This window comes from Streptomyces sp. NPDC048297 (genome assembly GCF_043201585.1).
Lineage (GTDB): Bacteria > Actinomycetota > Actinomycetes > Streptomycetales > Streptomycetaceae > Streptomyces.
Genome location: NZ_JBICZA010000036.1, coordinates 23,880 through 47,865, shown reverse-complemented (window position 1 = coordinate 47,865; position 23,986 = coordinate 23,880). Strand labels below are relative to the sequence as shown.

Here is a 23,986-nt window from a genome sequence, read left to right as displayed (position 1 = left end):
TCAGCGGGCGCTCTGCGTGTGGACGTACTCCACGAGCCGGGTCAGGGCGTCGGGGTCGGTGTTCGGCATGACGCCGTGGCCGAGGTTGAAGATGTGCCCCTCCAGAGAGGCGGCCGCGTCGAGGACCTCGCGGGCCTTGACCTCGACGGTGTTCTTGTCGGTGAACAGCACGGTCGGGTCGAGGTTGCCCTGCAGCGCCTTGCCGGGGCCGACGCGGCGGACGGCCTCGTCCAGCGGGACGCGCCAGTCGACGCCGACGACGTCCGCACCGGCCTCGCCCATGAGCTTCAGCAGCTCACCGGTGCCGACACCGAAGTGGATGCGCGGGACGCCGTATCCGGCGACGGCGTCGAAGACCTTCGCCGAGGCGGGCATGACGGAGCGGCGGTAGTCGGCCGGGGCGAGCGCGCCGACCCAGGAGTCGAAGAGCTGGACCGCGCTCGCGCCCGCCTCGATCTGGACCTTCAGGAAGGCGGCCGTGATGTCGGCGAGGCGGTCCAGCAGGTCGGCCCACAGCTCGGGGTCGCCGTACATCATCCCCTTGGCGTTCTCGTACGTCCGCGACGGGCCGCCCTCGACCAGGTAGCTCGCCAGGGTGAACGGCGCGCCCGCGAAACCGATCAGCGGGGTGGCGCCCAGCTCGCGGGTGAGCATGCCGATGGCCTCGGTGACGTACGGGACGTCCTCGGGGGTGAGGTCGCGCAGCCGGTCCAGGTCGGCGCGGGTGCGGATCGGCCGCTCGACGACCGGGCCGACGCCCGGCTTGATGTCGAGGTCGATGCCGATGGCCTTGAGGGGGACGACGATGTCGCTGAAGTAGATCGCCGCGTCCACCGCGTGCCGGCGCACGGGCTGGAGCGTGATCTCGGTGACCAGTTCGGGCCGCATGCAGGACTCGAGCATGGGGACGCCCTCGCGCACCTTGAGGTACTCGGGCAGGGAGCGGCCGGCCTGGCGCATGAACCACACGGGGGTGTGCGGTACGGGTTCGCGCCTGCACGCCTTGAGGAAGGCGCTGTCGTACGTGGCGGTCGGCTGCTGGCCCGTGCGGGCGTCGTTGGCGGTCACGGGCCAAGTCTCGCACGACGCCGGTACGCGCCCCGGGGCGGCGGCCCCTGGTGAAAGGCGAGGAAGCGGCGGCCCCGGGTGACAGGCGAGAGGACCGAGCGGGGTGTCTCGGCCCCCGCGGGGCGCCCGTTCCCCTTACTCTTCCCGCATGGCTGCGGCTCAGGGACGAATGTCGGACAGCGCTGACGGATTGGACGACGTGAAGGACACCGAGGAGGCGGACCGGAACTCCGGCACGTCGGCGCCGCCGGCTTTCCGGGCGGCGGTCGAGGCACTGCGCGGCAGCCGGCTGCGGCCGCAGATCGAGGTGGATCCGACGCCCGCCCCCCAGCGGCTGGCCCCGTTCGCGTACGCGCTGGAGGCCGTGGCGGTCGACGGCGAGCAGGACCTGGCCGACGGCCGGCTGGTGCTGCTGCACGACCCCGCCGGGCACGACGCCTGGCGCGGCACGTTCCGGCTGGTGACGCTGGTGCGTGCGGAGCTGGAGCCGGAGATGGCGGCGGATCCGCTGCTGCCGGAGGTGTGCTGGTCGTGGCTGACCGGCGCGCTGCAGGCGCGGGGGCTGACGTACGGGGAGCCGAGCGGCACGGTCACGCGCGCGAGTTCGCACTACTTCGGGGGGCTGTCGGACCGCCCGCCCGCCTCGCAGATCGAGATCCGCGCGTCCTGGACACCCCGCGAGGGTCTGGGCGGTGTCCCCGACACCGCCGCTCATCTGGCCTCCTGGTGCGATCTGCTGGCGCAGGTCGGGGGGCTGCCGCCGGCCGGTCCCGGCGACGCCTCGGTGGTCACGCTGCCGCAGCGCAGGGATCCCCAGTCCCGGTGACGTCCGCGGCGGTCCGGTGCGTACCTCGCGCAATCGTTTTATTGACCCTCTCTTTGTCGATACGGCCACTTTCCGCACTCGAATCGCACCGGCCCGAACCGACTCGATCTTCGGATGATCGATCGCGTGTCCGAATTGCACAGATTGTGACTCACTAGATAGTGATCATTCTCTAAAGGCGGACGGGTTTGCTGCCGAAGACGACTGTGACCTTGAAAGCACGGTTCGTCCCGGCTTCTTCCCCACAAGCCGGCCCCGTCCCCCACCCAGGAGGCCTGGTGTCCGTTCTCCTCGAGCAGCCCGCAAGCCTGGTCGCCTACCGCCCGAACAAGCCGACCGCCATGGTGGTCGTGGCCGACCCCCGCGTCCGCTCCACCGTCACCCGCCACCTGTGGGCGCTCGGTGTGCGCGACGTCATCGAGGCCTCGTCCATCGCGGAGGCTCGTCCCCGCATCGGCAACCCCCGCGACATCTGCGTCGCCGACGTCCACCTGCCCGACGGCTCCGGCCTGACCCTCCTGTCCGAGACCCGCGCCGCGGGCTGGCCCAACGGCCTCGCACTCTCCGCCGCCGACGACATCGGCGCCGTCCGCAACGCCCTGGCCGGCGGCGTCAAGGGCTACGTCGTCACCGGCACCCGCACCAACATCGGGCTCCCCACCCGACCCGGTGCCACCCCCCTCGGTTCCGCCGCCCGTATGCACCGCCGCCCCCCGGGTGCCCCGAGCCACCCGGGCGGCTACCGCGAGCTGTCGGGACGCGAGGTCGAGGTGCTCCGACTGGTCGCGGAGGGCCAGTCGAACAAGGCGATCGGCGTCTCCATGGGCCTGTCCGCCCTGACCGTCAAGAGCCACCTGGCCCGTATCGCACGCAAGCTCGGCACGGGCGACCGGGCCGGCATGGTGGCCGTGGCCCTGCGCACCGGGATCATCCACTGAGCCGTTCGGCGGCAGACACCACCCCCCTCCGGGAGACCGGAAGTTTCACCGGCCTGACTGATTTACGACCCTCCTGCACCCGTCGACGGAACGTTCCGTCGACGGGTGCAGTCGTTGCACGGATACCCTTGACAGGTGACCGACGCCCAAGAGACCGCAGCAGACAGTTCCCTGCGTACCACCGGGGGTACCCCTCCGGACGACGCCGGATCTTCTGTGGCGGGGGCGCCGACTCCCCTGCTGGAACCCCGCGAGGGCATTCCGCCGGTGATCGCCGACGGCACCTCCCTCGCCGACGCGATCGCCGCGTTCGCCGCCGGATCCGGCCCCGTGGCCGTCGACGCCGAGCGCGCCTCCGGTTACCGCTACGGACAGCGGGCCTATCTGGTCCAGCTGCGCCGCGAAGGCGCCGGCACCGCACTGATCGACCCCGTCGCCTGCCCCGACCTGTCCGGTCTCGGCTCGGCGCTGTCCGGCGTCGAATGGGACCTGCACGCCGCCACCCAGGACCTGCCGTGCCTGCGCGAGATAGGCATGGTGCCGAGCCGGCTGTTCGACACCGAGCTGGCCGGGCGGCTCGCCGGGTTCCCCCGGGTGGGCCTGGGCGCCATGGTCGAGAACGTCCTCGGCTTCGTCCTGGAGAAGGGGCACTCCGCCGTCGACTGGTCGACCCGCCCGCTGCCCGACCCCTGGCTGCGGTACGCCGCGCTGGACGTGGAACTCCTCGTCGACCTGCGGGACGCGCTGGAGAAGGAGCTGGACCGGCAGGGCAAGCTGGAGTGGGCCCTGCAGGAGTTCGACGCGATCGCGACCGCGCCCCCGGCCGAGCCGCGCAAGGACCCGTGGCGGCGCACGTCCGGGATGCACAAGGTGCGCCGGCGCCGGCAGCTGGCGATCGTCCGGGAGCTGTGGCAGACCCGGGACCGTATCGCGCAGCGCAGGGACGTGTCGCCGGGCAAGGTGCTCAGCGACGCGGCCATCGTGGAGGCGGCGCTCGCGCTGCCCTCCAACGTCCACGCGCTCTCCGCGCTGAACGGGTTCGGGCACCGGACGGGACGGCGTCAGCTGGAGCAGTGGCAGGCGGCCGTCGACCGGGCCAAGGCCCTGCCCGAAACGGCGCTGCCGCAGCCGGGCCAGCCGGTGACGGGGCCGCCGCCGCCCCGGGCGTGGGCCGACAAGGATCCCGCCGCCGCGGCACGGCTGTCCGCCGCACGGGCCGAGGTCTCGGCGCTGGCCGAGCGGCTCAACATGCCGCAGGAGAACCTGATCTCCCCGGAAACGGTACGCCGCCTGTGCTGGGAGCCTCCGGCGGCGGAGGCGGAGTCCGTGGCGGTCGCGCTGACGGGGTACGGGGCGAGGCCGTGGCAGGTCGAGCTGGTCACACCGGTACTGGTGGACGCGCTGATGAAGAAGAGCGCCTGAGCGCCGCCGGGACTGGTGACACCGGGCGGCTGCGGGTGGTCCGTGACTGGTCTCGCCCGCGCGTTGTCTTTGCCTGGTCGCATCCGTGCGTTGCCTTTGGCCGGTCGCGCACGCGCGTTGTTCTTGGCTGGTCGCGTCTGCGAGGCGGAGCCGCATGCGGAGTCCGTGGCGGTCGCGCTGGCCGGGTACGGGGCGAGGCCATGGCAGGTCGAGCTGGTCACACCGGTACTGGTGGACGCGCTGGCGAAGAAGAGCGCCTGAGCGCCGCCGGGACTGGTGACACCGGGCGGCTGTGGGCGGTCCGTGGCCGGTCGCGCACGTGCGTTGTTCTTGGTCGGTCGCGTTCGCGCGGCGGAGCCGCATGTCGAGGCGGTGTCGCGCCGTATTGATGCAGCGCCGCGTCCCTTCGCGGGCGCTGATTCTCGGCCAAGATTCCGACGTGCTCGGTGTGACCTTCGCCGCTCCACCCGTCAGGGGTGTGCAGCTACGTTACCCAGCAGTAGCATGGGGCTGAGCGCGCGCTCAGCGCATGCGCGCCGCAGCTGTGCCACCCCGCACCCTGGAGGAGAGCCATCGTGCCTCGTACCGTCAGGGACGTCGTCTTCGTCGACGGCGTCCGCACCCCGTTCGGCAAGGCGGGCCCGAAGGGCATCTACCACGAGACCCGCGCCGACGACCTCGTCGTGAAGGCGATCCGGGAGCTGCTGCGTCGCAACCCCGGGCTGGACCCGAAGAAGATCGACGAGGTCGCCATCGCCGCGACCACGCAGATCGGTGACCAGGGCCTCACCCTCGGCCGCACGGCCGGCATCCTCGCCGGTCTGCCGCAGTCCGTGCCCGGTTACTCCATCGACCGTATGTGCGCCGGCGCCCTCACCGCTGTCACCACCACGGCCGGATCCATCGCCTTCGGCGCCTACGACGCCGTCATCGCCGGTGGCGTCGAGCACATGGGCCGCCACCCGATGGGCGAGGGCGTGGACCCGAACCCGCGGTTCGTCTCCGAGAAGCTCGTCGACGAGTCGGCGCTGTTCATGGGCATGACCGCCGAGAACCTGCACGACCGGTACCCGACGATCACCAAGCAGCGCGCCGACGAGTACGCGGTGCGCTCGCAGGAGAAGGCCGCCAAGGCGTACGCCGACGGCAAGATCCAGCAGGACCTGGTGCCGATCTCGGTGCGTCGTACCAACCCCGAGGCCGGCGAGACCGGTTGGGGTCTGGTGACGGCGGACGAGCCGATGCGTCCGGGCACCACCCTGGAGAACCTGGCGGGCCTGAAGACGCCGTTCCGGGTGCACGGGCGGGTCACCGCCGGCAACGCGGCCGGCCTGAACGACGGCGCCACCGCGTCGATCATCGCGAGCGAGGACTTCGCCCGCGAGAACAACCTGCCGGTCAAGATGCGCCTCGTCTCCTACGCCTTCGCGGGTGTCGAGCCGGAGGTCATGGGCTACGGTCCGATCCCGGCCACGGAGAAGGCCCTCGCCAAGGCGGGGCTCGACATCTCCGACATCGGTCTGTTCGAGATCAACGAGGCCTTCGCCGTCCAGGTGCTGGCCTTCCTGGAGCACTACGGCATCGCGGACGACGACGCGCGCGTCAACCAGTACGGCGGCGCCATCGCCTACGGCCACCCGCTCGCCTCCTCCGGCGTCCGTCTGATGACGCAGCTGGCCCGCCAGTTCGAGGAGCAGCCGCACGTCCGCTACGGCCTGACCACCATGTGCGTCGGCTTCGGCATGGGCGCGACGGTCGTCTGGGAGAACCCGCACTTCGAGGGGGACAAGTGAGCACCACCGCTGAGCTTTTGAAGGGTGCGGCCGAGCTGTTCCCTGACGAGGTCGTGACGTCCGCGCACGTCCGCCACCTCGACCTGCCGTTCGGCGCCGGGCGCTTCGCGCTCATCACGCTGGACAACGGCTTCGACCACACCAAGCCGACCACCTTCGGCCCCGCCTCGCTCGCGAACCTCAACACCGCGATCGACCAGGTGGAGAAGGAGGCCGCCGAGGGCACGATCGTCGGCGCCGGCATCACCGGCAAGCCGTTCATCTTCGCGGTCGGCGCCGACCTCAAGGGCGTCGAGCTGCTGAAGAGGCACGAGGACGCGCTGGCCATCGGCAAGGGCGGCCACGAGGTCCTCAAGCGCCTCGCGGCCCTCGCGGTCCCGACCTTCGCGTACTACAACGGCGCCGCGATGGGCGGCGGCGTCGAGGTCGGCCTGCACTGCACCTACCGGACCGTCTCCACGGCGATCCCGGCGTTCTCGCTGCCCGAGGTCTTCCTCGGCCTCGTTCCCGGCTGGGGCGGCTGCGCCCTGCTGCCGAACCTGATCGGCGCCGACAAGGCCGTCTCGGTCATCATCGAGAACAGCCTGAACCAGAACAAGCAGCTGAAGGGCAAGCAGGTCTTCGAACTCGGCATCGCCGACGCGCTGTTCGAGGGTGCCGACTTCCTGGAGCAGTCGCTGATCTGGACGGCGAACGTCCTCAGGGGCGACGTCGAGGTCGAGCGCCCGGTGATCGACCGCGGCGAGGCCTGGGACCAGGCCGTCGCCAAGGGCCGCTTCATCGCGGACTCCAAGGTGCACGGCGCGGCCCCGGCCGCCTACCGCGCCCTCGACATCATCGCCGCCGCCAAGGACGGCGACCTCCAGCAGGGCTTCGACGCCGAGGACCAGGCGCTCGCCGACCTCATCATGGGCGGCGAACTGCGCGCCGGCATCTACGCGTTCAACCTGGTGCAGAAGCGCGGCAAGCGTCCCGCGGGCGCCCCGGACAAGAACCTGGCGCGTCCGGTCACCAAGGTCGGTGTCGTCGGCGCCGGTCTGATGGCCAGCCAGCTCGCGCTGCTCTTCCTGCGCCGCCTTGAGGTGCCGGTCGTCCTGACCGACATCGACCAGGAGCGCGTCGACAAGGGTGTGGGCTACGTCCACGCCGAGATCGACAAGCTGCTCGGCAAGGGCCGGATCAACCAGGACAAGGCCAACCGCCTCAAGGCGCTGGTGACCGGTGTCCTGGACAAGGCCGAGGGCTTCTCGGACGCCGACTTCGTCATCGAAGCGGTCTTCGAGGAGATCGGCGTCAAGCAGCAGGTGTTCGCGGAGGTCGAGGCCGTCGCCCCGGCGCACGCGATCCTGGCGACCAACACCTCCTCGCTGTCGGTGTCGGAGATGGCCTCGAAGCTGAAGCACCCCGAGCGGGTCGTCGGCTTCCACTTCTTCAACCCGGTCGCGATCCTCCCGCTGCTGGAGATCGTGCGCGGTGAGCAGACGGACGACGCGTCGCTCGCGACCGCGTTCGCCGTGGCCAAGAAGCTGAAGAAGACCGCGGTTCTGGTGAAGGACGCCCCGGCGTTCGTCGTGAACCGCATCCTGACCCGCTTCATGGGCGAGATCCAGAACGTCATCGACGAGGGCACCCCGGTCGAGATCGCCGAGAAGGCCGTCGAGCCGCTCGGTCTGCCGATGTCCCCGCTGGTGCTGCTGGAGCTGGTCGGCCCCGCGATCGGTCTGCACGTCTCGGAGACCCTCAACCGGGCCTTCCCGGACCGCTTCACGGTCTCCCCGAACCTCGCGGCCGTCGTCAAGGCGGGCAAGCGCGGCTTCTACGTCTACGACAGCGGCAAGCCGGAGCTGGACCCGGAGGTCGCCGCGCTGCTGAAGCAGGGCGATGTCGTGCTGACCGAGGAGCAGGTCCGGGACCGCGTCCTGGACGCGGTGGCGCGGGAGATCGGGCTCATGCTCGACGAGGGTGTCGTGGCCGAGGCGCAGGACGTCGACCTGTGCCTGATCACGGGCGCCGGCTGGCCCTTCCACCTGGGCGGCATCACGCCGTACCTGGACCGCGAGGGTGTCTCGGAGCGCGTCAACGGCAAGACGTTCCTGGCTCCGGGCGTGGCGAGCGTCCCCGCGTAACACCCGGTGACAAGTCATGGCGTGACATGACGTGACATGGCGAGGGCCTCCGCTTCGGCGGGGGCCCTTCGCCGTCCTGGCGGCGTCCCGGCGGCCGGTCCGTGCGCGGCGGGCGGGGTGGCGTGGCCGCCGGGGGGGCGGATCAGGACTCCGGCCGGGCGGCCGGTGCCGCCGTACCCGGGAACCCGCGTCCGGGATCGCCACGGAGTGGATCAGCCGGTCGCCCTGCGCGGGCACCGGTCCGGCGACCACCCGCGACCACCCGCGACCACCCAAGGCAGCCCTCAGCAGCCTGCCCTCAGCAGCGCTCGCCCGCCCTCGCCAGCCCTCGGCGCACGGTGCCGCTCACACCTGCCGCCACGCCTCCAGTGCCAGCCCCGGTTCGTCCTTGCGCCGGGTCAGCAGGAGCCGGCCGGTGGACGGGGACAACGTTGCCGCGACGACCCGCTCGTCCTCGTCCACCGCGAGGCACACCCGTGCGTCCAGGGGCAGTTCGGGCCCGGACTCCGTCCACCATGCGCCGGCCGACTCCAGTTCGGTCGGGTAGGCGGCGAAGGAGACCCGGCCGCCCGCCGAGCGCTGGGCCAGCAACGTGCAGTCGTAGCCGTCGAGTTCACAGCGGACCGCCGCGACCGGGCCGTGGCCCGCAGCGGGCAGCAGCGTGACCGGCTCGGTGCCGGGGCGCCAGGCGCGCAGGTCGCCGGAGGTGTCGGTGCAGAAGAGGGTCGTCCGCTCCGGTGACGTGGCCAGGGCGCGCAGGGTGCCGGGGCGGACCGGCGTCTGCAGGGTCTCCCGGAGGACGGGCCGGGCGCCGGGCTCCTCCTGGGACCAGTGCAGGACGGCGCCCGGTGCGGACGCGTACAGCTCGACCCTGCCGGACTCCCCCGTCACCGCCGCGAGTCCGTCCTGGACGTCGTGGGCCTGATCGCCCGACAGGTCCCGCCAGGGCTCCCAGCCGCCCTTCTCCTTCTGGGCGAGCAGGCTCACCCCGCCCCCGGCGTTGCGCACGAAGACATGGGCGCGGCCCTGCGCGTCCACCGCGACGGCGGGTGTGCCGGTGCGGCCGCCCTTCTTGTTCGGGTGGCCGATCGGGGTCCAGTCCAGGGCGGCGAGGCGCGCGCGGAAGTGGGTGGAGTGCACGAGGCCCGACTCGCCCTTGGCCGTGGGCCGCCAGGAGACGAGGTGGGCGTATCCGTCCGTGCCCTGGCCAACGGCGAGCACGGGATGCAGTCTCTGGTCGCCGCCCACCGGGCGGGGCTCGGTCCAGGCGCCGCCCGGTCCGCGCTCCGCCCGGCACCAGACCGCCTCGCCCGACTGCTGGTGGACACTGAGCCGGCCGTCACGGCCTCGCATGAGCCAGTCGCCGTTCACCGGTTCACTCTAGGGGGTGTCGTTTGGATCATCCCGGCGTCGCGGGCCCTGGCACGCACATCTGCCGCGTTGTCGTCACTCGCCGACTCCCCCACGCTCGGCTTCGCTCGCGCGGGGGGACCCCCATCGCGTCGACTCCCTCCTCCGCCTTGCATCTGCACGCACCAGACCCCGCTCGGGTCGGCCGGTCCGCACCGTCGGTCCAGGCCGGCCTGATCCAAACGACACCCCCTAGTTCGCCCGCCACCCCACCATGCCCCGGCCCCCGTGGGGCCCGTCGCAAAGCCGGGCCGCGCCCGTGTGCGGGTGACGTGCGACCCTGGTGCCATGGACGACGACGCCCCCGGCTCCCCGGACACGGACGATCCCCTGCTCGCGATCGTCGACGGTGCGAACGTCGTCGGTTCACGGCCCGACGGCTGGTGGCGCGACCGCAAGGGCGCGGCCGAACGGCTGCGGGACCGGCTGGCCGCCGGCGGACTGCCCGGCCGGCCGGATCCGGTGGAGATCGTGCTCGTCGTGGAGGGCGCGGCACGCGGCGTCGAGTCCGTGCCCGGGGTACGGGTGGAATCGGCGCCCGGCAGCGGGGACGACCGGATCGTGGAACTGGTCGCCGGCTCCGCCGGCCGCGACCGCCTGGTCATCACCGCCGACCGCGAACTGCGCCGCCGCGTCACGGACCTGGGCGCCGAGGTGGCGGGCCCCCGCACCGCCCTCGCCTGACCCCGCCACACGCCGGGCCCACACCTCCGGGCCCACGGCACGCGGGGCTCCCTCCCCCTCTACTCCCCCGTCACCCGCGCATACAGCACCGCCCCGTCGACCCTGCCGACCTCCTCGTAGCGGGCGGACAGCAGGTGGCGCAGGGTGGGGAGGCGATCGGGGGCGTAGGGCTTGCCGCGGGAGTCGTCGACGACCAGGGCGGGGGCGTGGGCGGCGAGTTCGGCGCGGAAGACGGGCCAGGTCCCCTGGACGGCGTACTTCTCGCCCACCTCGGGGCCGTCGCGGCCACCGCTGTAGTTGGTGAGCAGGCCGGCGGTGAGGTAGCGGGTGGCGGGGGTGCGGCCGGCGAGCCAGTACGTCTCCGGGTGCATGCCCCACACCAGGACCCGGTCGTCGGGGCCGGTGCGGTGGGCGAGGGCGGTGGCGAGGCGCTGGGCGTGGGTGAGTTCGGGGCGCGGGGCGAGCAGGCCCCAGGCGAGGAACAGGGCGCAGCAGCAGGCCGAGGTGCCGAGCGCGGCGGTCAGCCGTTCCCGGGGCAGGGTGCGCAGCGCGGCGGTGGCCAGCAGAGCGGCGGCCGGGGTGAGTTGCAGGTAGTAGTGGCCGAAGAAGTGGAAGCCGAAGGTGACCGCGACGGCCGAGGAGGCCAGCCACAGCCACAGGTCGGCCGTCGCGGCTCCGGCCGTGCGCAGGGCCCGTACGACCGGCGGGACCAGGCCGGCGCAGGCCACGGCCAGGATCGCGGTGTTGGTCAGCGCCCGGACCAGGACGTGGAGTTCGGAGCCGGTGAAGGTGGCGTACGCGGTGGATCCGGTGACCGTCCAGAACAGGAATCCGGCGGGGTCCGTCAGTTGGGCCGCGGCGAGCACGGGGAGCGCGAAGCCGGCCGCGAGGCGGAGCGCTCCGGGGCGCGGGGCGGGCGAGCGGTGCAGCAGCCAGGCCACCGGCACCAGCACCGCGCCGCCGGTCTGCTTGGTGAGGAAGGCGCAGGCGACGGCGGCCCCGGCGGCGCCCCAGCGGCCCCGGTCGGCGCACCACAGGGCTGCCGCGGTGCAGGGCAGTATGAACACCTCGAAGGTGGCGGCCTGCGCGTCCTCGGGGTTGAGCCCGACGGACACCAGCAGGTACAGCACCCCGGCGGTGCGGCCCGCGGTGTCGCCCCAGCGGCGCCGGGCCAGTGAGGCCAGCAGGACGGCGGTGAGCAGCTGGGCGAGGACGGCGAGCACCCGTACCGGGGTGAGGGTTCCGGATCCGCACACCGCGAAGGCGGCCTCGTACAGCCACGGCACCACGGGCGGCTTGCGGTCCACGACCGTCTCGTACAGCCGGCCGCCCTGGGCGAGCAGGCGTGCCTGGACGGCGAGATAGCCCTCGTCGGGGTTCCACAGCGGCCGGACGAAGGACGGGATCCGGGTGAGAGCGGCCAGAGCCGCGAGGGCGGGTAAGAGCTGTCTCCAGTACGCCGTCCGGGTGGCCACGGTCGGTGCGGGGGCGAGCGGGACGGCGAGCATGGGGTGCACGCTATCCGGCCCCGCGGCCCCAGCCGAAGCGGGACATACGGGGTCGGAAGGTTACGGGGTCACCGGCGGGGAGTTACGGGGTGTTCGTCGGCGGGACCTTGCCCGCCGGTTCCGTCTCGCGCAGGGCGAGGCGGCTGTGCGTGCGGCCGTAGGAGAAGTAGACGACGAAGCCGATGACCATCCAGATGGCGAACCGGAGCCAGGTCTCGGCGGGCAGGTTGAGCATCAGCCACAGCGAGGCGCACACCGACACGATGGGCAGGACCGGGACCCACGGGGTGCGGAACGCGCGGGGCAGGTCGGGGCGCGTCCGGCGCAGGATGATGACGCTGATCGCGACGACGACGAAGGCGAACAGCGTGCCGATGTTCACCAGCTCGGCCAGCTCGCTCAGGCTGGTGAAGCCGGCGACGATCGCGATGACGACGCCGAGCAGGATGGTCGGCCGGTGCGGGGTCTTGAAGCGCGGGTGGACCCGGGAGAAGAAGCGGGGCAGCAGTCCGTCGCGGCTCATCGCGAAGAACACCCGGGTCTGGCCGAGCAGCAGGATCATGCACACGGTGGTCAGGCCGACGGCGGCGCCGAAGCTGATGACGCCCGCGTACCAGGGGTGCCCGATCGCCTTGAAGGCGTCGGCGAGGGGGGCCTCCACGGACAGCTGGGTGTACTTCTGCATGCCCGTCACGACGATGGACACGGCGACGTACAGCACCGTGCAGATGAGCAGCGAGCCGAGGATGCCGCGGGGCATGTCGCGCTGCGGGTTGCGGGTCTCCTCGGCGGCGGTGGCGACGATGTCGAAGCCGATGAACGCGAAGAACACCACCGACGCGGCGGTGAAGATGCCCATCACGCCGAAGTTGGACGGCGCCCAGCCGAACAACAGCTGGATGAGCGGCGCCTTGAGGTTGCCGCCCGCCGGTACCGGCTGGGACGGCGGGATGAACGGCTTGTAGTTGTCACCGCTGACGAAGAAGGCGCCGGCGACGATCACGATGAGGACGACGATCACCTTGATGGCGACGACGAGGGAGGTGATCCGGGCGGACAGCTTCATGCCGAGGACGAGGATGCAGGTGAGCACCAGCACCAGCCCGGCGGCGAGGACGTCGAAACCGAAGCCGGTGGCGTTGTCCCGGCCGGCCAGGTAGGCGGGCAGGTGCCAGCCCGCGTTGTCGAGCAGGGAGCGGATGTAGCCGGACCAGCCGACCGCCACCACCGCCGTGCCCAGCGCGAACTCCAGGACCAGGTCCCAGCCGATGATCCAGGCCGGCAGCTCGCCCAGGGAGGCGTACGAGAAGGTGTACGCGGAGCCGGCCACCGGGACCGTGGAGGCGAACTCGGCGTAGCAGAGCGCGGCGAGACCGCAGACGACGGCGGCGGCGACGAAGGACAGGGCGACCGCGGGGCCGGCGTTGTTCTTGGCGACCTGTCCGGTGAGCACGAAGATGCCGGTGCCGATGATGACACCGACACCGAACACGGTCAGGTCGAGGGCGGAGAGGGACTTTCTGAGCGAGTGCTCCGGTTCCTCGGTGTCCCGGATCGACTGCTCGACGTTCTTCGTCCGGAAGAGCGTGCTGCTCACGTGCCTACCTCCCACGCTTGTCGTCCTCGACATGATCGAGAGGGCCGGGGACGCGTATGCCCCGGCACAGGCAGGTTCACGCAGACGGGCCGGTTCCGCCACCGGGAGGAGTGGCGGAACCGGCCCGTCGGGGCGCTTGCCGGCCAAGCGGGTCCGGCGAAATCCGGTGCCGTTCGTCAGCGCCCCGAAGGGGCGCGGGGAACTGCGCGACCGGCCACGACGCACCCGCGGGTGAAGCACCGGCTGTCCGGCGGAGCACTCAGTCGCGCGCGGGCTCCACGGAGTCCACGGCGGCGTCGACTTCGGCGGCCGTACGGTCGAATCGGCCGTCGAGGCGTGCGACCAGGCCGGTGACCTGTCGGGCGATGTCCGGGGCGGTCAGTCCGATCTCGGCGAGGACCTCGGCGCGGGAGGCGTGGTCGAGGAAGCGCGGCGGGATGCCGAAGTCACGCAGCGGGACGTCCACGCCCGCGTCGCGCAGGGCCTGGGCGATCGCGGAGCCGACACCGCCGACGCGGCTGTTGTCCTCGACGGTGACGACGACCCGATGGCGCTCGGCGAGGGGCGCCATGGCCTCGTCGACGGGCTTGACCCAGCGGGGGTCGACGACGGTGGTGGAGATGCCCTGCCTGTCGAGCAGGCCGGCGATCTCCAGGCACATCGGGGCGAGCGCGCCCACGGAGACGAGGAGCACGTCCGGGCGGTCGGTGCCGGGCTCGCGCAGCACGTCCATGCCGCCGACGTGGCCCACGGCCGGTACGGCGGGGCCGACGGCGCCCTTGGAGAAGCGCACCACGGTCGGTGCGTCGTCGACCTGGACGGCCTCGCGCAGCTGGGCGCGGACCTGGTCGGCGTCGCGCGGCGCGGCGAGCCGGAGTCCGGGGACGACCTGGAGGATCGACATGTCCCACATGCCGTTGTGGGAGGCGCCGTCGGTGCCGGTGACGCCGGCCCGGTCCAGCACGAAGGTCACCCCGCACTTGTGCAGGGCCACGTCCATGAGGACCTGGTCGAAGGCGCGGTTGAGGAAGGTGGCGTACACGGCGAAGACGGGGTGCATACCGCCGTGGGCGAGGCCGGCGGCGGAGACGGCGCCGTGCTGCTCGGCGATCCCGACGTCGTAGACACGCTCGGGGAAGCGCTTGGCGAACTTGTCGAGGCCGACCGGCTGGAGCATGGCGGCCGTGATGGCGACGACGTCCTCGCGCTCCTCGCCGAGCTTGACCATCTCCTCGCCGAAGACGGAGGTCCAGTCGGCGCCGGCCGCCTTGACGGGCAGGCCGGTGTCGGGGTGGATGGGGCCGATGCCGTGGAAGCGGTCGGCCTCGTCCTGGAGGGCGGGCTGGTAGCCGCGGCCCTTCTCGGTCAGGCAGTGCACGATGACCGGGCCGCCGAAGCGCTTGGCGCGCGACAGCGCCGACTCCAGCGCCTCGATGTCGTGGCCGTCGATCGGGCCGACGTACTTCAGGCCGAGGTCCTCGAACATGCCCTGCGGGGCGATGAAGTCCTTCAGGCCCTTCTTGGCGCCGTGCAGGGTCTCGTAGAGGGGCTTTCCGACGACCGGGGTGCGGTCGAGGAGTTCCTTCGTGCGGGCGAGGAAGCGCTCGTAGCCGTCGGTGGTGCGCAGGGTGGCCAGGTGGTTGGCGAGGCCGCCGATGGTCGGGGCGTACGACCGCTCGTTGTCGTTGACGACGATGACCAGCGGGCGGTCCTTGGCCTCGGCGATGTTGTTCAGCGCCTCCCAGGCCATGCCGCCGGTCAGCGCGCCGTCACCGATGACGGCGACGACGTGGCTGTCCCGCTTCTTCAGCTGGTTCGCCTTGGCGATGCCGTCGGCCCAGCCGAGCACGGTGGAGGCGTGGCTGTTCTCGATCACGTCGTGCTCGGACTCGGACTGCGCCGGGTAGCCCGACAGGCCGCCCTTCATCTTCAGCCGGGAGAAGTCCTGCCGGCCGGTGAGCAGCTTGTGCACGTAGGACTGGTGGCCGGTGTCCCACAGCACCTTGTCCTTCGGCGAGTGGAAGACCCGGTGCATGGCGATGGTCAGCTCGACCACGCCGAGGTTGGGGCCGAGGTGGCCGCCCGTCTTGGAGACGGCCTCGACCAGGAAGGTCCGGATCTCCTCTGCCAGCTGGTCCAGCTCCTCCAGGCTGAGCCGGTCCAGATCGCGCGGTCCCGTGATGCGGGTCAGCAGCGGCACCCGTGCCTCCTTGCAGTTGAGCTGATCGAGCTGTTGCCGGGCTTGAAGAGTCTAATGTTCGGCGTTTGCGGGACACGACAGTGCCCGGCACCTTGAAGGCGCCGGGCACGTGAGCCGGTCGGGGTTACGCGCGACCCGCCGTCTTCTGCGTCTTGCGGGTGACCGCGTCGATGACGACGGTGGCCAGCAGGACGCCACCGGTGATCATGTACTGGACCGGCGAGGCGATGCCCTGGAGGGCGAGACCGTACTGGATCGAGACGATCACCAGCACGCCGAGGAGCGCGTTCCACGTGCGGCCACGGCCGCCGAAGAGGGACGTGCCGCCGATCACAGCCGCCGCGATCGCGTTCATCAGCAGGTCACCGGCACCGGCGCCCTGGTTGGCGGACGCGATCTTGGAGGCGATGAACAGACCGCCGATCGCCGCGAACGTACCGGAGACGGCGAACACCGAGATCCGGACCATGTCCACGTTGATACCGGCACGGCGCGAGGCCTCGACGCTGCCGCCGAGCGCGAAGATCTTCCGGCCGTACGCAGTGCGGCGCAGCACGAAGTCCGTGATGAACAGGACGGCGACGAAGACCACCACGGCCAGCGGCAGGCCCTTGTACTGGTTGAAGACAATCGCGGCGGCGAAGGCGACGATCGCCAGCAGCACGGTCCGCAGGACGGTCTCGCTCAGCGGTCGGGACGGTACGCCGGCGGCCTCGCGGCGCTTGTTGTCGAGGAAGGAGCTGAGGAAGAACAGCGCGGTCACGCCGATGGCGAGCCCGTAGGCGGCGGCCACATCGGAGAAGTAGTAGCTGGTCAGCTTGGCGACCAGACCGTCGCTGTTCAGGTTGATCGTGCCGTTGTCGCCCAGGATCTTGAGCATGAAGCCGTTCCAGAACAGCAGACCGGCCAGGGTGACCGCGAAGGCCGGCACACCGATCTTCGCGAAGAAGAAGCCCTGGAGCGCGCCCGCGACCGTTCCGGTGAGGATGGACAGCACCAGCGCCAGGATCTCGTTCATGCCGTGGGTGATGTTGAGCACCGCGAAGGTGGCGCCCGCGACACCCGAGAGCGAACCGACCGACAGGTCGATCTCGCCGAGCAGCAGGACGAACACGATGCCGACGGCGATCATGCCCGTGCCGACCATGGCGACGGAGATGTCGGAGAGGTTGCCGGCGGTGAGGAAGTTGGAGTTCAGGCTCTGGAAGATGATCCAGATGACCGCCAGCCCGATGACGACCGGCATCGAGCCGAGGTCACCGGCCTTCATCTTCCGCTTGAACTCGGTCCAGTACCCGAGGAGACCCTGTTCACGCACCAGCAGGCGGGGGTCGACCGCGGTGACCGCGGCGGCCGCCGCGGCCGGGGCCTCGGTCTTCACCGCGGACGTCTCCTCGGGACCCTCGGGGGTCTTGCCGAGGTTCGCGGAGGTCTTGTCGATGGTCACTTGGAAACCTCCCCGTTCGAGCGCGCCGCACGGCGGGTCACTGCGTTGTCGGTGGCGCCCGTGATGGCGGAGATGATCTCCTCCTGCGAGGTCGTCTTGACCTCGAAGACACCGTTGTTGCGGCCGAGGCGCAGGACGGCGACCTTGTCGGCCACCGCCTTCACGTCCGCCATGTTGTGGCTGATGAGGATCACGGCGTGACCGCGCTCCCGCAGCCGTTCCACCAGGTCGAGGACCTGCGCCGTCTGCTCGACACCGAGGGCGGCGGTGGGCTCGTCGAGGATGACCAGCCTGGGCTCGCCGAGCATGGAGCGGGCGATGGCCACGGTCTGGCGCTGACCGCCTGAGAGCGAGGCGATCGGGATGCGCACGCTCGGGATGCGGATCGACAGCGTGGTGAGCAGCTCGCGGGAGCGGCGCTCCATCTCCACCTCGTCCAGGACACCGCGACGGCGGAGCTCCCGGCCCAGGTAGAGGTTGCCGACCACGTCGATGTTGTCGCACAGCGCGAGGTCCTGGTAGACCGTCGCGATGCCCAGGCTCTGGGCGTCGTGCGGCTTGCTGATCTGGACGGCCTTGCCTTCCCATTCGATGACGCCTTCATCGATGGGGTGAACGCCGGCGATCGTCTTGACCAGCGTGGACTTTCCGGCACCGTTGTCGCCCACCAGGGCGACCACCTCACCGGCGTGGACCTCAAGCTCTACGTCGGTGAGCGCCTGGACGGCACCGAACCGCTTGGAGACCCCGCGCAACGCCAGCACGGGCGTAGCGGACACGTGAACCATCTCCTTCGCCGCCTGACCCGGCGGGAGGTTGTGCAGAAGATTGGGGGGTGTTCCGTCCGGCGCCCCGCGCCGAGCTTGCGGGGCTGGTTGATGCGCGGGGCACCGGAGGAGCTGTGGATGCCTTTCCCGTCAAGGGAATTCAAGAGTGAATCCCTGGGTCAGGGAAGGCGCGTGTGGCTGCTTACTTCAGGCCGATCTTGTCGCAGGCCGCCTTGTACTGCGCGGTGCAGATGTCGGCGATCGTGTAGACGCCGTCCTTGACGACGGTGTCCTTGATGTTGTCCTGGGTCAGCGCGGTGACCGGGACCAGGACCGAGGGGACCTGCTTCGTGGTCGGGCTGTCGACCTTGTCCTTGGCGATGGAGTCGAGCGCCTTGCCCTGGGCGAGGTCCACGGCCATCTCGGCGGCGGCGGCGGCCTCGGGCGCGTACGGCTTGTAGACGCTCATGTACTGGTCGCCGGTGACGATGCGCTGCACGCCGGCCAGCTCGGCGTCCTGGCCGGTGACCGGGACCTTGATGCCGGCGGCCTTGAGGGCGGTGATGATACCGCCGGCCATGCCGTCGTTGGCGGAGTAGACGCCGATGATGTTCTTCTTGCCGAGAGCCGAGATGGCGCCCTCCATGTTGGAGTTGGCGTTCTCCGGCTTCCACTCCTTGGTGTCGTACTCCTTGCCGACGTTCACCTTGCCGTCGAGGACCTCGTGGGCGCCGGCCTTGAACTGCGCGGCGTTCGGGTCGGTGACGGAACCGTTCATCATGACGATCTTGCCGGACTTGGCCTTGGAGCCCAGGGCCTTGAGCAGGGCCTCACCCTGGGTCTTGCCGACCGTCTTGTTGTCGAACGAGGTGTAGGCGCTGATCGGGCCCTGCGCGAGGCGGTCGTAGGCGACGACCGGAATGCCCGCGTCCTTGGCCTTCTGCACCGAGTTCTTGATGGCGGCGGCGTCCACTGCGTCGACGATCAGCACGTCCACCTTGTTGGTGATCATGGTGTCGACCTGCTGGTTCTGCAGCGTGGCGTCCTGCTTGGCGTTGGCGTAGACGATCTCGCCCTTGCCGTTCGTCAGCTCCTTGACCTTCTTCTCGATCAGGGGCTTGTCGAACTTCTCGTACCGCGCAGTCTGGTTCTCCGGAAGGAGCAGACCGACCTTGATGGCATCGCCCTTGCTGGCACCGCCGGAGGACTTGGAGGAGCCACCGGACTCCTTGGCGCTGCCACAGGCCGCGAGAGAGACGGCCATGGCACCAGCAGCAACAGCGAAAGCCGCACGACGCATACGCGTGTTCACTCTTTGAAACCTCCCTGACGAGGCCGCGTCGTTGCGGCCGAGGTGGCTGGAAGTCAACTCGGCCACACGGGCGACGTCAAGAAGTAAATCCTTAACGAGATGGCAACGGTGCCATCCGTTTTCTAAGTGAAGGCAGGCGCGGCGGCGGAGAGGACCCCTCCCGCGGAGCCGTCCAAAAGGGTTGAATCGCCCATCTCGCCGAGCGCGAGCGCAAGCGCCCCGAGGACCTCGGCGCGGCCCCCAAGTGCCCCTGGGAGAACGGACAGTTGACGCGCCGCGCTGGGGATGGCGTAGCGGCCGACGGACTCCCTGATGGGCCCGAGCACCAGCTCACCGGCCTCGGCGAGGTCGCCGCCGAGGACCACCCGGCTCGGGTTCAGCAGATTGCAGAGATTGGCGACTCCGCTGCCGATGTGACGGCCGACGTCGGCGATCACACGACGGCAGCCCGGGTCCCCGTCCCTGGCCATCCGTACGACGCCCTCCATGGTCAGGTCGGTGCCGTGGCTGGACTGGAGCAGCGGGAGCACGTAGCGCGCGGCCGTGAAGGTCTCCAGGCAGCCGCGGTTGCCGCACCGGCAGACCGGTCCCGACTCGTCGAGCGTGATGTGCCCGATCTCCCCCGCGGTGCCGCCCGGCCCGCGGTAGATCTTGCCGTCGATCACCAGGCCGGCGCCGACACCGCTGGCGACCTTGATGTAAGCAAGATCACGGACTCCCTTGCCGCTGCCCCAGACCAGCTCGCCGAGGGCGCCGAGGTTGGCGTCGTTGTCCACGTGCACGGGGACGCCGAGGCGCCCGCGCAGTTCCTCGGCGGGCTTGGTGCCGCCCCAGCCGGGCAGGATCGCGGTGGAGCCCAGGGTGCCCGATTCGACGTCGATCGGGCCGGGCACGCCGAGTCCGACGCCCGCCACCTTGGCCCGGTCCACGCCGGTCGCCGCGATCAGCCGGTTGACCAGCCGCTCCGCCCGGTCGAAGCCCTGGGCGGCGGAGGCGTCCACGTCCAGCGGCTCGGACTCCTCGGCCAGCACCTGGTGGGCGAGGTTGCCGATCGCGACGCGCAGGTGCTCGTGGCCGAAGTCGACACCGATGACGATGCCGGCGTCCCCGCTCAGCGACACGCTCCGGGCCCGCCGGCCACCGGCCGAGGTGGGCGTGACCTCGACGGTTCCGCCGTCCTTCAGTTCGCGCACGATGTTGGAGACGGTCGCCGCGGACAGGCCGGTCGTCCGCGCGATCTCGGCCTGCGTGAGCGACCCGGCAAGGCGTACCGCGCGTACGACCCGCTCCAGGTTGGCCCGGTGCAGCGACGACTGCGACCCTGGAGTCTCCACGACGACCTCCTGAGCACGGGACCGCTTCGGCGAGGTCCCGCGTATTTCCAACTAGTGAACTCTAAGCTGAGCCGTTCGGGGCGACATACGTCAAGAGGTTGAACCGTTTCGGGATCCTGGACACGGCAGAGCACGCCGCCCCGGAAGCCCGGAACGGCGTGCACACGATCGGTCGCGGAGCGTCCCCGCTACTTCAGCGCGCCCGCTGTCAGCCCCGCCACCACCTGCCGCTGGAAGATGATGTACGCCCCCAGTACCGGCAGCATCGCCATGACCAGGCCGGCGAAGAGGCCGGACCAGTCGCCCTTGTAGCCCTGGCTGACCGCGAGCTGGACCAGGCCCTGGGTGAGGACCTTCTTGTCCGGGTCGGTGTTGAGGACCGTGGGCAGCATGTACTGGTTCCACTGGCCCAGGAAGTTGAAGATGCCCACGCTGATCAGGCCCGGCTTGGCCATGGGCAGCATGATCTGGAAGAACGTACGGGTGTGCGAGGCGCCGTCGACGAAGGCCGCTTCCGCCACCGAGCTGGGCAGGGTGCGGAAGAAGGCGGTGAGGAAGAACACCGTGAACGGCAGCGAGTACGCGATGTAGACCAGGATCAGGCCGTGGATCGTGTTCAGCAGGCCCATGTTGTTCACGACGTAGAACAGCGGGACCAGCGCCAGCATGATCGGGAAGCTCATGCCGCCGACGAACAGGTAGTAGATGAAGCGGTTGCCGGGGAAGTCGAAGCGGGCCAGGACATAGGCCGCCATCGAGCCCAGGACCAGCGTGCCGATCAGTGAGCCGCCGACCACCAGGACGGTGTTCAGGAAGTAGTCGCTCATGTTGGCCTGGGTCCAGGCCCGCGACCAGTTGTCGAAGTGCAGCTTGTCCGGCAGCGACCAGGGCGAGCCGAAGATGGCGCTGTCGTCCTTGAAGGACGTCATCACCGCCCACAACAGCGGCGTGACCACCATGATCGCCCACAGGATCAGGATGCCGTGGGAGAAGACGTTGAGGACGGTGCCCTCTTTCTTCCGCGCGACAGGCGGCGCGGGCACCACGTCGGCCTTGGATACGGTCGCGCCGGACTCGGCCGGCAGCGGGGCGGGGGTCTCGGTCGTCTTCATGGCTCAGAACTCCAGCCGTTCGCGACGGCCCAGCCGCATCACGATCGCCGCGAACGCGAGCGTGACGACGAGCAGGGCGACGCCGATGGTGGTGGCGTAGGCGGCCTGACCGTCCCGGAACGCCTTCTGGTACACGTAAAGGACCATCACGGTGGTCGAGTAGTCGGGACCGCCCGGCCCGGTCGTCATGATCTGCACGACCGCGAACGACTCGGCGCCGAGCGCGAGAATGCCCATGTAGACCCAGCCGGACTGCACGGTGTCCCACAGCAGCGGCAGGGTGATGCGGAAGAACGTGGTGAAGCGGCTCGCCCCGTCGAGCAGGGCCGCCTCGTACATCTCGGCCGGGATCGAGGCCATGCCCGCCGAGAAGAGGACCACGAAGAAGCCGACCGTGGACCAGACGAGCACCGCCATCACGCACCACAGGGCGAGGCTCGGGTCGCCCAGCCACAGTGGCTGGACGCTGTCGAGGCCGATGCCGCGCAGGAACGAGTTGATCGCGCCGCTGTCGGGGTTGTAGGCGAAGGCGAACAGCAGCGAGACGATGGCGATGGACAGGACCTGAGGAAAGAAATAGACGATCTTGTAGAAGGAGGAGCCCCGGACCCCGGTGATCACGGGACCCCCTCTTCTCCGTCGTCCGCCCACATTGATCATGAAGGCGAAGAACAGCGCCAGACCGAGCGTCACCAGGGGCAGCACCAGAGCGAAGAGCAGACTGTGCTGGAGCGACTTCCAGAAGATGTCGTCGTCGAGCATCCTCTTGTAGTTGTCGAAGCCGACCATCTTGAAATCCGGGCTCAGGCCGGTCCAGTCCGTGAACGAGTAGTAGATGGACTGGATGAACGGCCACACCACGAAGAGCGCGTACAGTCCGAGGGGGAGTGCCAGAAACCCCACAATGAACCGGTACTTGCCGTGCTGCATCGCCACTCCGGTGCTGTAGAGGTGTCGTTTACTGGTGCTTGTAGTGCTTGATCGAGGTGTCCTTCGCCGCCTCGTCGGCGAAGCCCTGGATCTTCTTGATGGCCTCGGCCGGGGTGAGCCGGCCGGCCATCATCTCGCCGAGACCGGCCACGCCGATCTTCTCCTTCTGGAGCTGCACGTACCAGTCCTGCAGACGCGGGTTGACCACGTTGGACCCGGCCTTGTCCAACGCCGCCACGCCCGACTTCAGGCCTGGGGTGAGGGTGATGCCGGTGGTGCCGCCGTTGTACGCGGTCAGCGACTTCACCTTGGCGGTGAAGTTCTTCGAGGACGCCTCGGAAAGCATGATGCGCAGCTGCTCCATACCGCCCTCGGCGTTCGCCGCCTTGGCCGGCACGATGAAGGGCTCACCGCCGGACGCCCAGATGGTGCCGAACGGCAACTTGTCCGAGCTGTCGATTCCGGTCGGCGCGGAGACCGCGAGGTCGAAGTCGGCCGGGATGACGTTCGCCGACTCGTTCTCCACCCAGGAGCCGTTCGGGATGAACAGCGCCTTGCCCTTGGCCCACGCGGTCTGCGACTGGATGTGGTCCAGGCCCGGAGTGCCCTTGAGGATGTACCCCTTCTTGTACAGCTCGTAGTAGGCCTCGAAGCAGGCCTTGACCGCCGGGTGCTTCCAGGCGTTCGGCTCCAGGTTGTCGATGGCGTCGAGCACCCCGCGGCCACCGACCTTGCCGATCATCGGGTACAGGGAGAACGGGACGTAGTACGGATACTTGCCCGCGTACGTCCAGCCCGCCATGCCCTGCTTCTTGGCCTTCTCGCAGACCTTGAGCATCTCGTCCCAGGTCTCGGGGTACTTCTCGTCCAGCGAGTCCAGGGCCTTCTGCGAGTACCAGACGCCGTACACCGTGTAGGCGTAGTACATGATCCAGACCGGGTCGCCGTCGAACTGGCCCATCTCCACGATTCCGGGCCGAAGCGTGTCGCGCACCTTCTTGTTCGGGTCGTCGTACGACGGCGCGTCCAGCAGCGGGGTGAGGTCCGCCAGCTGCTTCTTGCCGACGAGTACGCCCATGTCCATCTGCTCGGCACCGGAGTTGTCGATGAGGTCCGGCGGGGTGCCCTGGTTGAAGCGGGGCTGGAGGGTGGACTGGATCTTCTGGGTGGCCGCGAACTTCACCGCGGCCTTGGGGAAGTCCTTCTGGTAGATCGTCACCGCGTCCTGGGCGTACTCCTTGCCGAAGCCACCGTCGAAGAGGACGAACTCCATCTTGGCGGTCTCGTTGACGCCGAGCGGGTTCTTGGCGGTCTTCTTGCCCGCCTTCGCCTTGCTCTGCGACTCGCCGCCACCGCTGCTCGCGCAGGCGGACAGCAAGCTCATTGCGGGAACGGCCACCAGGCCGAGCGCGGCGGAACGCTTGATCAGGTCGCGGCGGCCGAAGCCCTCGCCACCGTCGTGCGCAGTGGATCCCATGCTCAAGTCCTCGCCTTCTCCAGGACTCAGGCGGT

The 23,986-nt window shown here is 70.1% G+C and carries 18 protein-coding genes and 1 pseudogene; 7 read left to right on the top strand and 12 right to left on the bottom strand.

The window, feature by feature from the left end; genetic code table 11:
- Positions 1-1,068: a uroporphyrinogen decarboxylase gene (hemE, locus tag ACGFYV_RS31065; protein ID WP_393881842.1), complete on the bottom strand. Its 1,068-nt coding sequence runs from the start codon at positions 1,066-1,068 to the stop codon at positions 1-3.
- 148 nt (positions 1,069-1,216) lie between these two features.
- Here hemE and ACGFYV_RS31060 point away from each other — a divergent pair, with 148 nt between their 5' ends.
- From ACGFYV_RS31060 to ACGFYV_RS31035, 6 genes and pseudogenes are all read left to right on the top strand, one after another.
- Positions 1,217-1,894, top strand: coding sequence for a DUF3000 domain-containing protein (locus ACGFYV_RS31060; protein ID WP_393881841.1), 678 nt, complete (start codon positions 1,217-1,219; stop codon positions 1,892-1,894).
- A 278-nt stretch (positions 1,895-2,172) separates the two neighbouring features.
- Complete coding sequence (locus ACGFYV_RS31055; protein ID WP_393881840.1) at positions 2,173-2,832, top strand: LuxR C-terminal-related transcriptional regulator; 660 nt, start codon at positions 2,173-2,175, stop codon at positions 2,830-2,832.
- 135 nt (positions 2,833-2,967) lie between these two features.
- A complete protein-coding gene (locus ACGFYV_RS31050) occupies positions 2,968-4,254 on the top strand; it encodes an HRDC domain-containing protein (protein ID WP_393881839.1) in 1,287 nt (428 codons plus the stop codon).
- A gap of 156 nt (positions 4,255-4,410) precedes the next feature.
- A pseudogene (locus ACGFYV_RS31045) lies at positions 4,411-4,515 on the top strand (hypothetical protein); the annotation flags it as partial.
- Positions 4,516-4,829: 314 nt separating this feature from the next.
- Positions 4,830-6,047 carry a thiolase family protein gene (locus ACGFYV_RS31040; RefSeq protein ID WP_393881838.1) on the top strand — a complete coding sequence of 406 codons (1,218 nt, stop codon included), beginning with the start codon at positions 4,830-4,832 and terminating at the stop codon, positions 6,045-6,047.
- The gene (locus ACGFYV_RS31035; protein WP_393881837.1) at positions 6,044-8,173 is read left to right on the top strand and encodes a 3-hydroxyacyl-CoA dehydrogenase NAD-binding domain-containing protein; all 2,130 of its coding nucleotides are present in this window, start codon (positions 6,044-6,046) and stop codon (positions 8,171-8,173) included. Before ACGFYV_RS31040 ends, ACGFYV_RS31035 begins: the two co-directional genes overlap by 4 nt.
- 345 nt (positions 8,174-8,518) lie before the next feature.
- On the opposite strand, the gene ACGFYV_RS31030 is transcribed toward ACGFYV_RS31035, so the two are convergent.
- The gene (locus ACGFYV_RS31030) at positions 8,519-9,544 is read right to left on the bottom strand and encodes a hypothetical protein (protein WP_393881836.1); all 1,026 of its coding nucleotides are present in this window, start codon (positions 9,542-9,544) and stop codon (positions 8,519-8,521) included.
- A 327-nt stretch (positions 9,545-9,871) separates the two neighbouring features.
- On the opposite strand from ACGFYV_RS31030, the gene ACGFYV_RS31025 reads away from it, so the two are divergent.
- Entirely contained in the window at positions 9,872-10,267 is a 396-nt protein-coding gene (locus ACGFYV_RS31025; protein WP_393881835.1) for an NTP pyrophosphohydrolase, read from the top strand.
- Positions 10,268-10,326: 59 nt separating this feature from the next.
- On the opposite strand, the gene ACGFYV_RS31020 is transcribed toward ACGFYV_RS31025, so the two are convergent.
- The 10 genes from ACGFYV_RS31020 to ngcE all read right to left on the bottom strand — a co-directional run bounded on the left by ACGFYV_RS31020 (position 10,327) and on the right by ngcE (position 23,951).
- Complete coding sequence (locus ACGFYV_RS31020; protein ID WP_393881834.1) at positions 10,327-11,775, bottom strand: glycosyltransferase family 39 protein; 1,449 nt, start codon at positions 11,773-11,775, stop codon at positions 10,327-10,329.
- Between the two features lie 82 nt (positions 11,776-11,857).
- Positions 11,858-13,372: an amino acid permease gene (locus ACGFYV_RS31015; RefSeq protein ID WP_393881833.1), complete on the bottom strand. Its 1,515-nt coding sequence runs from the start codon at positions 13,370-13,372 to the stop codon at positions 11,858-11,860.
- A gap of 259 nt (positions 13,373-13,631) precedes the next feature.
- Positions 13,632-15,572, bottom strand: coding sequence for a 1-deoxy-D-xylulose-5-phosphate synthase (gene dxs / locus ACGFYV_RS31010; protein ID WP_393881832.1), 1,941 nt, complete (start codon positions 15,570-15,572; stop codon positions 13,632-13,634).
- 124 nt (positions 15,573-15,696) lie between these two features.
- Positions 15,697-17,019 carry a sugar ABC transporter permease gene (locus ACGFYV_RS31005; RefSeq protein ID WP_393881831.1) on the bottom strand — a complete coding sequence of 441 codons (1,323 nt, stop codon included), beginning with the start codon at positions 17,017-17,019 and terminating at the stop codon, positions 15,697-15,699.
- The gene (locus ACGFYV_RS31000) at positions 17,016-17,807 is read right to left on the bottom strand and encodes an ATP-binding cassette domain-containing protein (RefSeq protein WP_393881830.1); all 792 of its coding nucleotides are present in this window, start codon (positions 17,805-17,807) and stop codon (positions 17,016-17,018) included. Before ACGFYV_RS31000 ends, ACGFYV_RS31005 begins: the two co-directional genes overlap by 4 nt.
- Positions 17,808-17,988: 181 nt before the next feature.
- The gene (locus tag ACGFYV_RS30995) at positions 17,989-19,086 is read right to left on the bottom strand and encodes a substrate-binding domain-containing protein (protein WP_393881873.1); all 1,098 of its coding nucleotides are present in this window, start codon (positions 19,084-19,086) and stop codon (positions 17,989-17,991) included.
- A gap of 134 nt (positions 19,087-19,220) precedes the next feature.
- A complete protein-coding gene (locus ACGFYV_RS30990) occupies positions 19,221-20,432 on the bottom strand; it encodes an ROK family transcriptional regulator (RefSeq protein WP_393881829.1) in 1,212 nt (403 codons plus the stop codon).
- Between the two features lie 188 nt (positions 20,433-20,620).
- The gene (locus tag ACGFYV_RS30985) at positions 20,621-21,544 is read right to left on the bottom strand and encodes a carbohydrate ABC transporter permease (protein ID WP_393881828.1); all 924 of its coding nucleotides are present in this window, start codon (positions 21,542-21,544) and stop codon (positions 20,621-20,623) included.
- A gap of 3 nt (positions 21,545-21,547) precedes the next feature.
- A complete protein-coding gene (locus tag ACGFYV_RS30980; RefSeq protein ID WP_393881872.1) occupies positions 21,548-22,474 on the bottom strand; it encodes a carbohydrate ABC transporter permease in 927 nt (308 codons plus the stop codon).
- 28 nt (positions 22,475-22,502) lie between these two features.
- Positions 22,503-23,951 (bottom strand): N-acetylglucosamine/diacetylchitobiose ABC transporter substrate-binding protein, encoded by a 1,449-nt coding sequence (gene ngcE, locus ACGFYV_RS30975; RefSeq protein WP_393881827.1) that lies wholly within the window; start codon positions 23,949-23,951, stop codon positions 22,503-22,505.
- Positions 23,952-23,986: the final 35 nt, after the last annotated feature.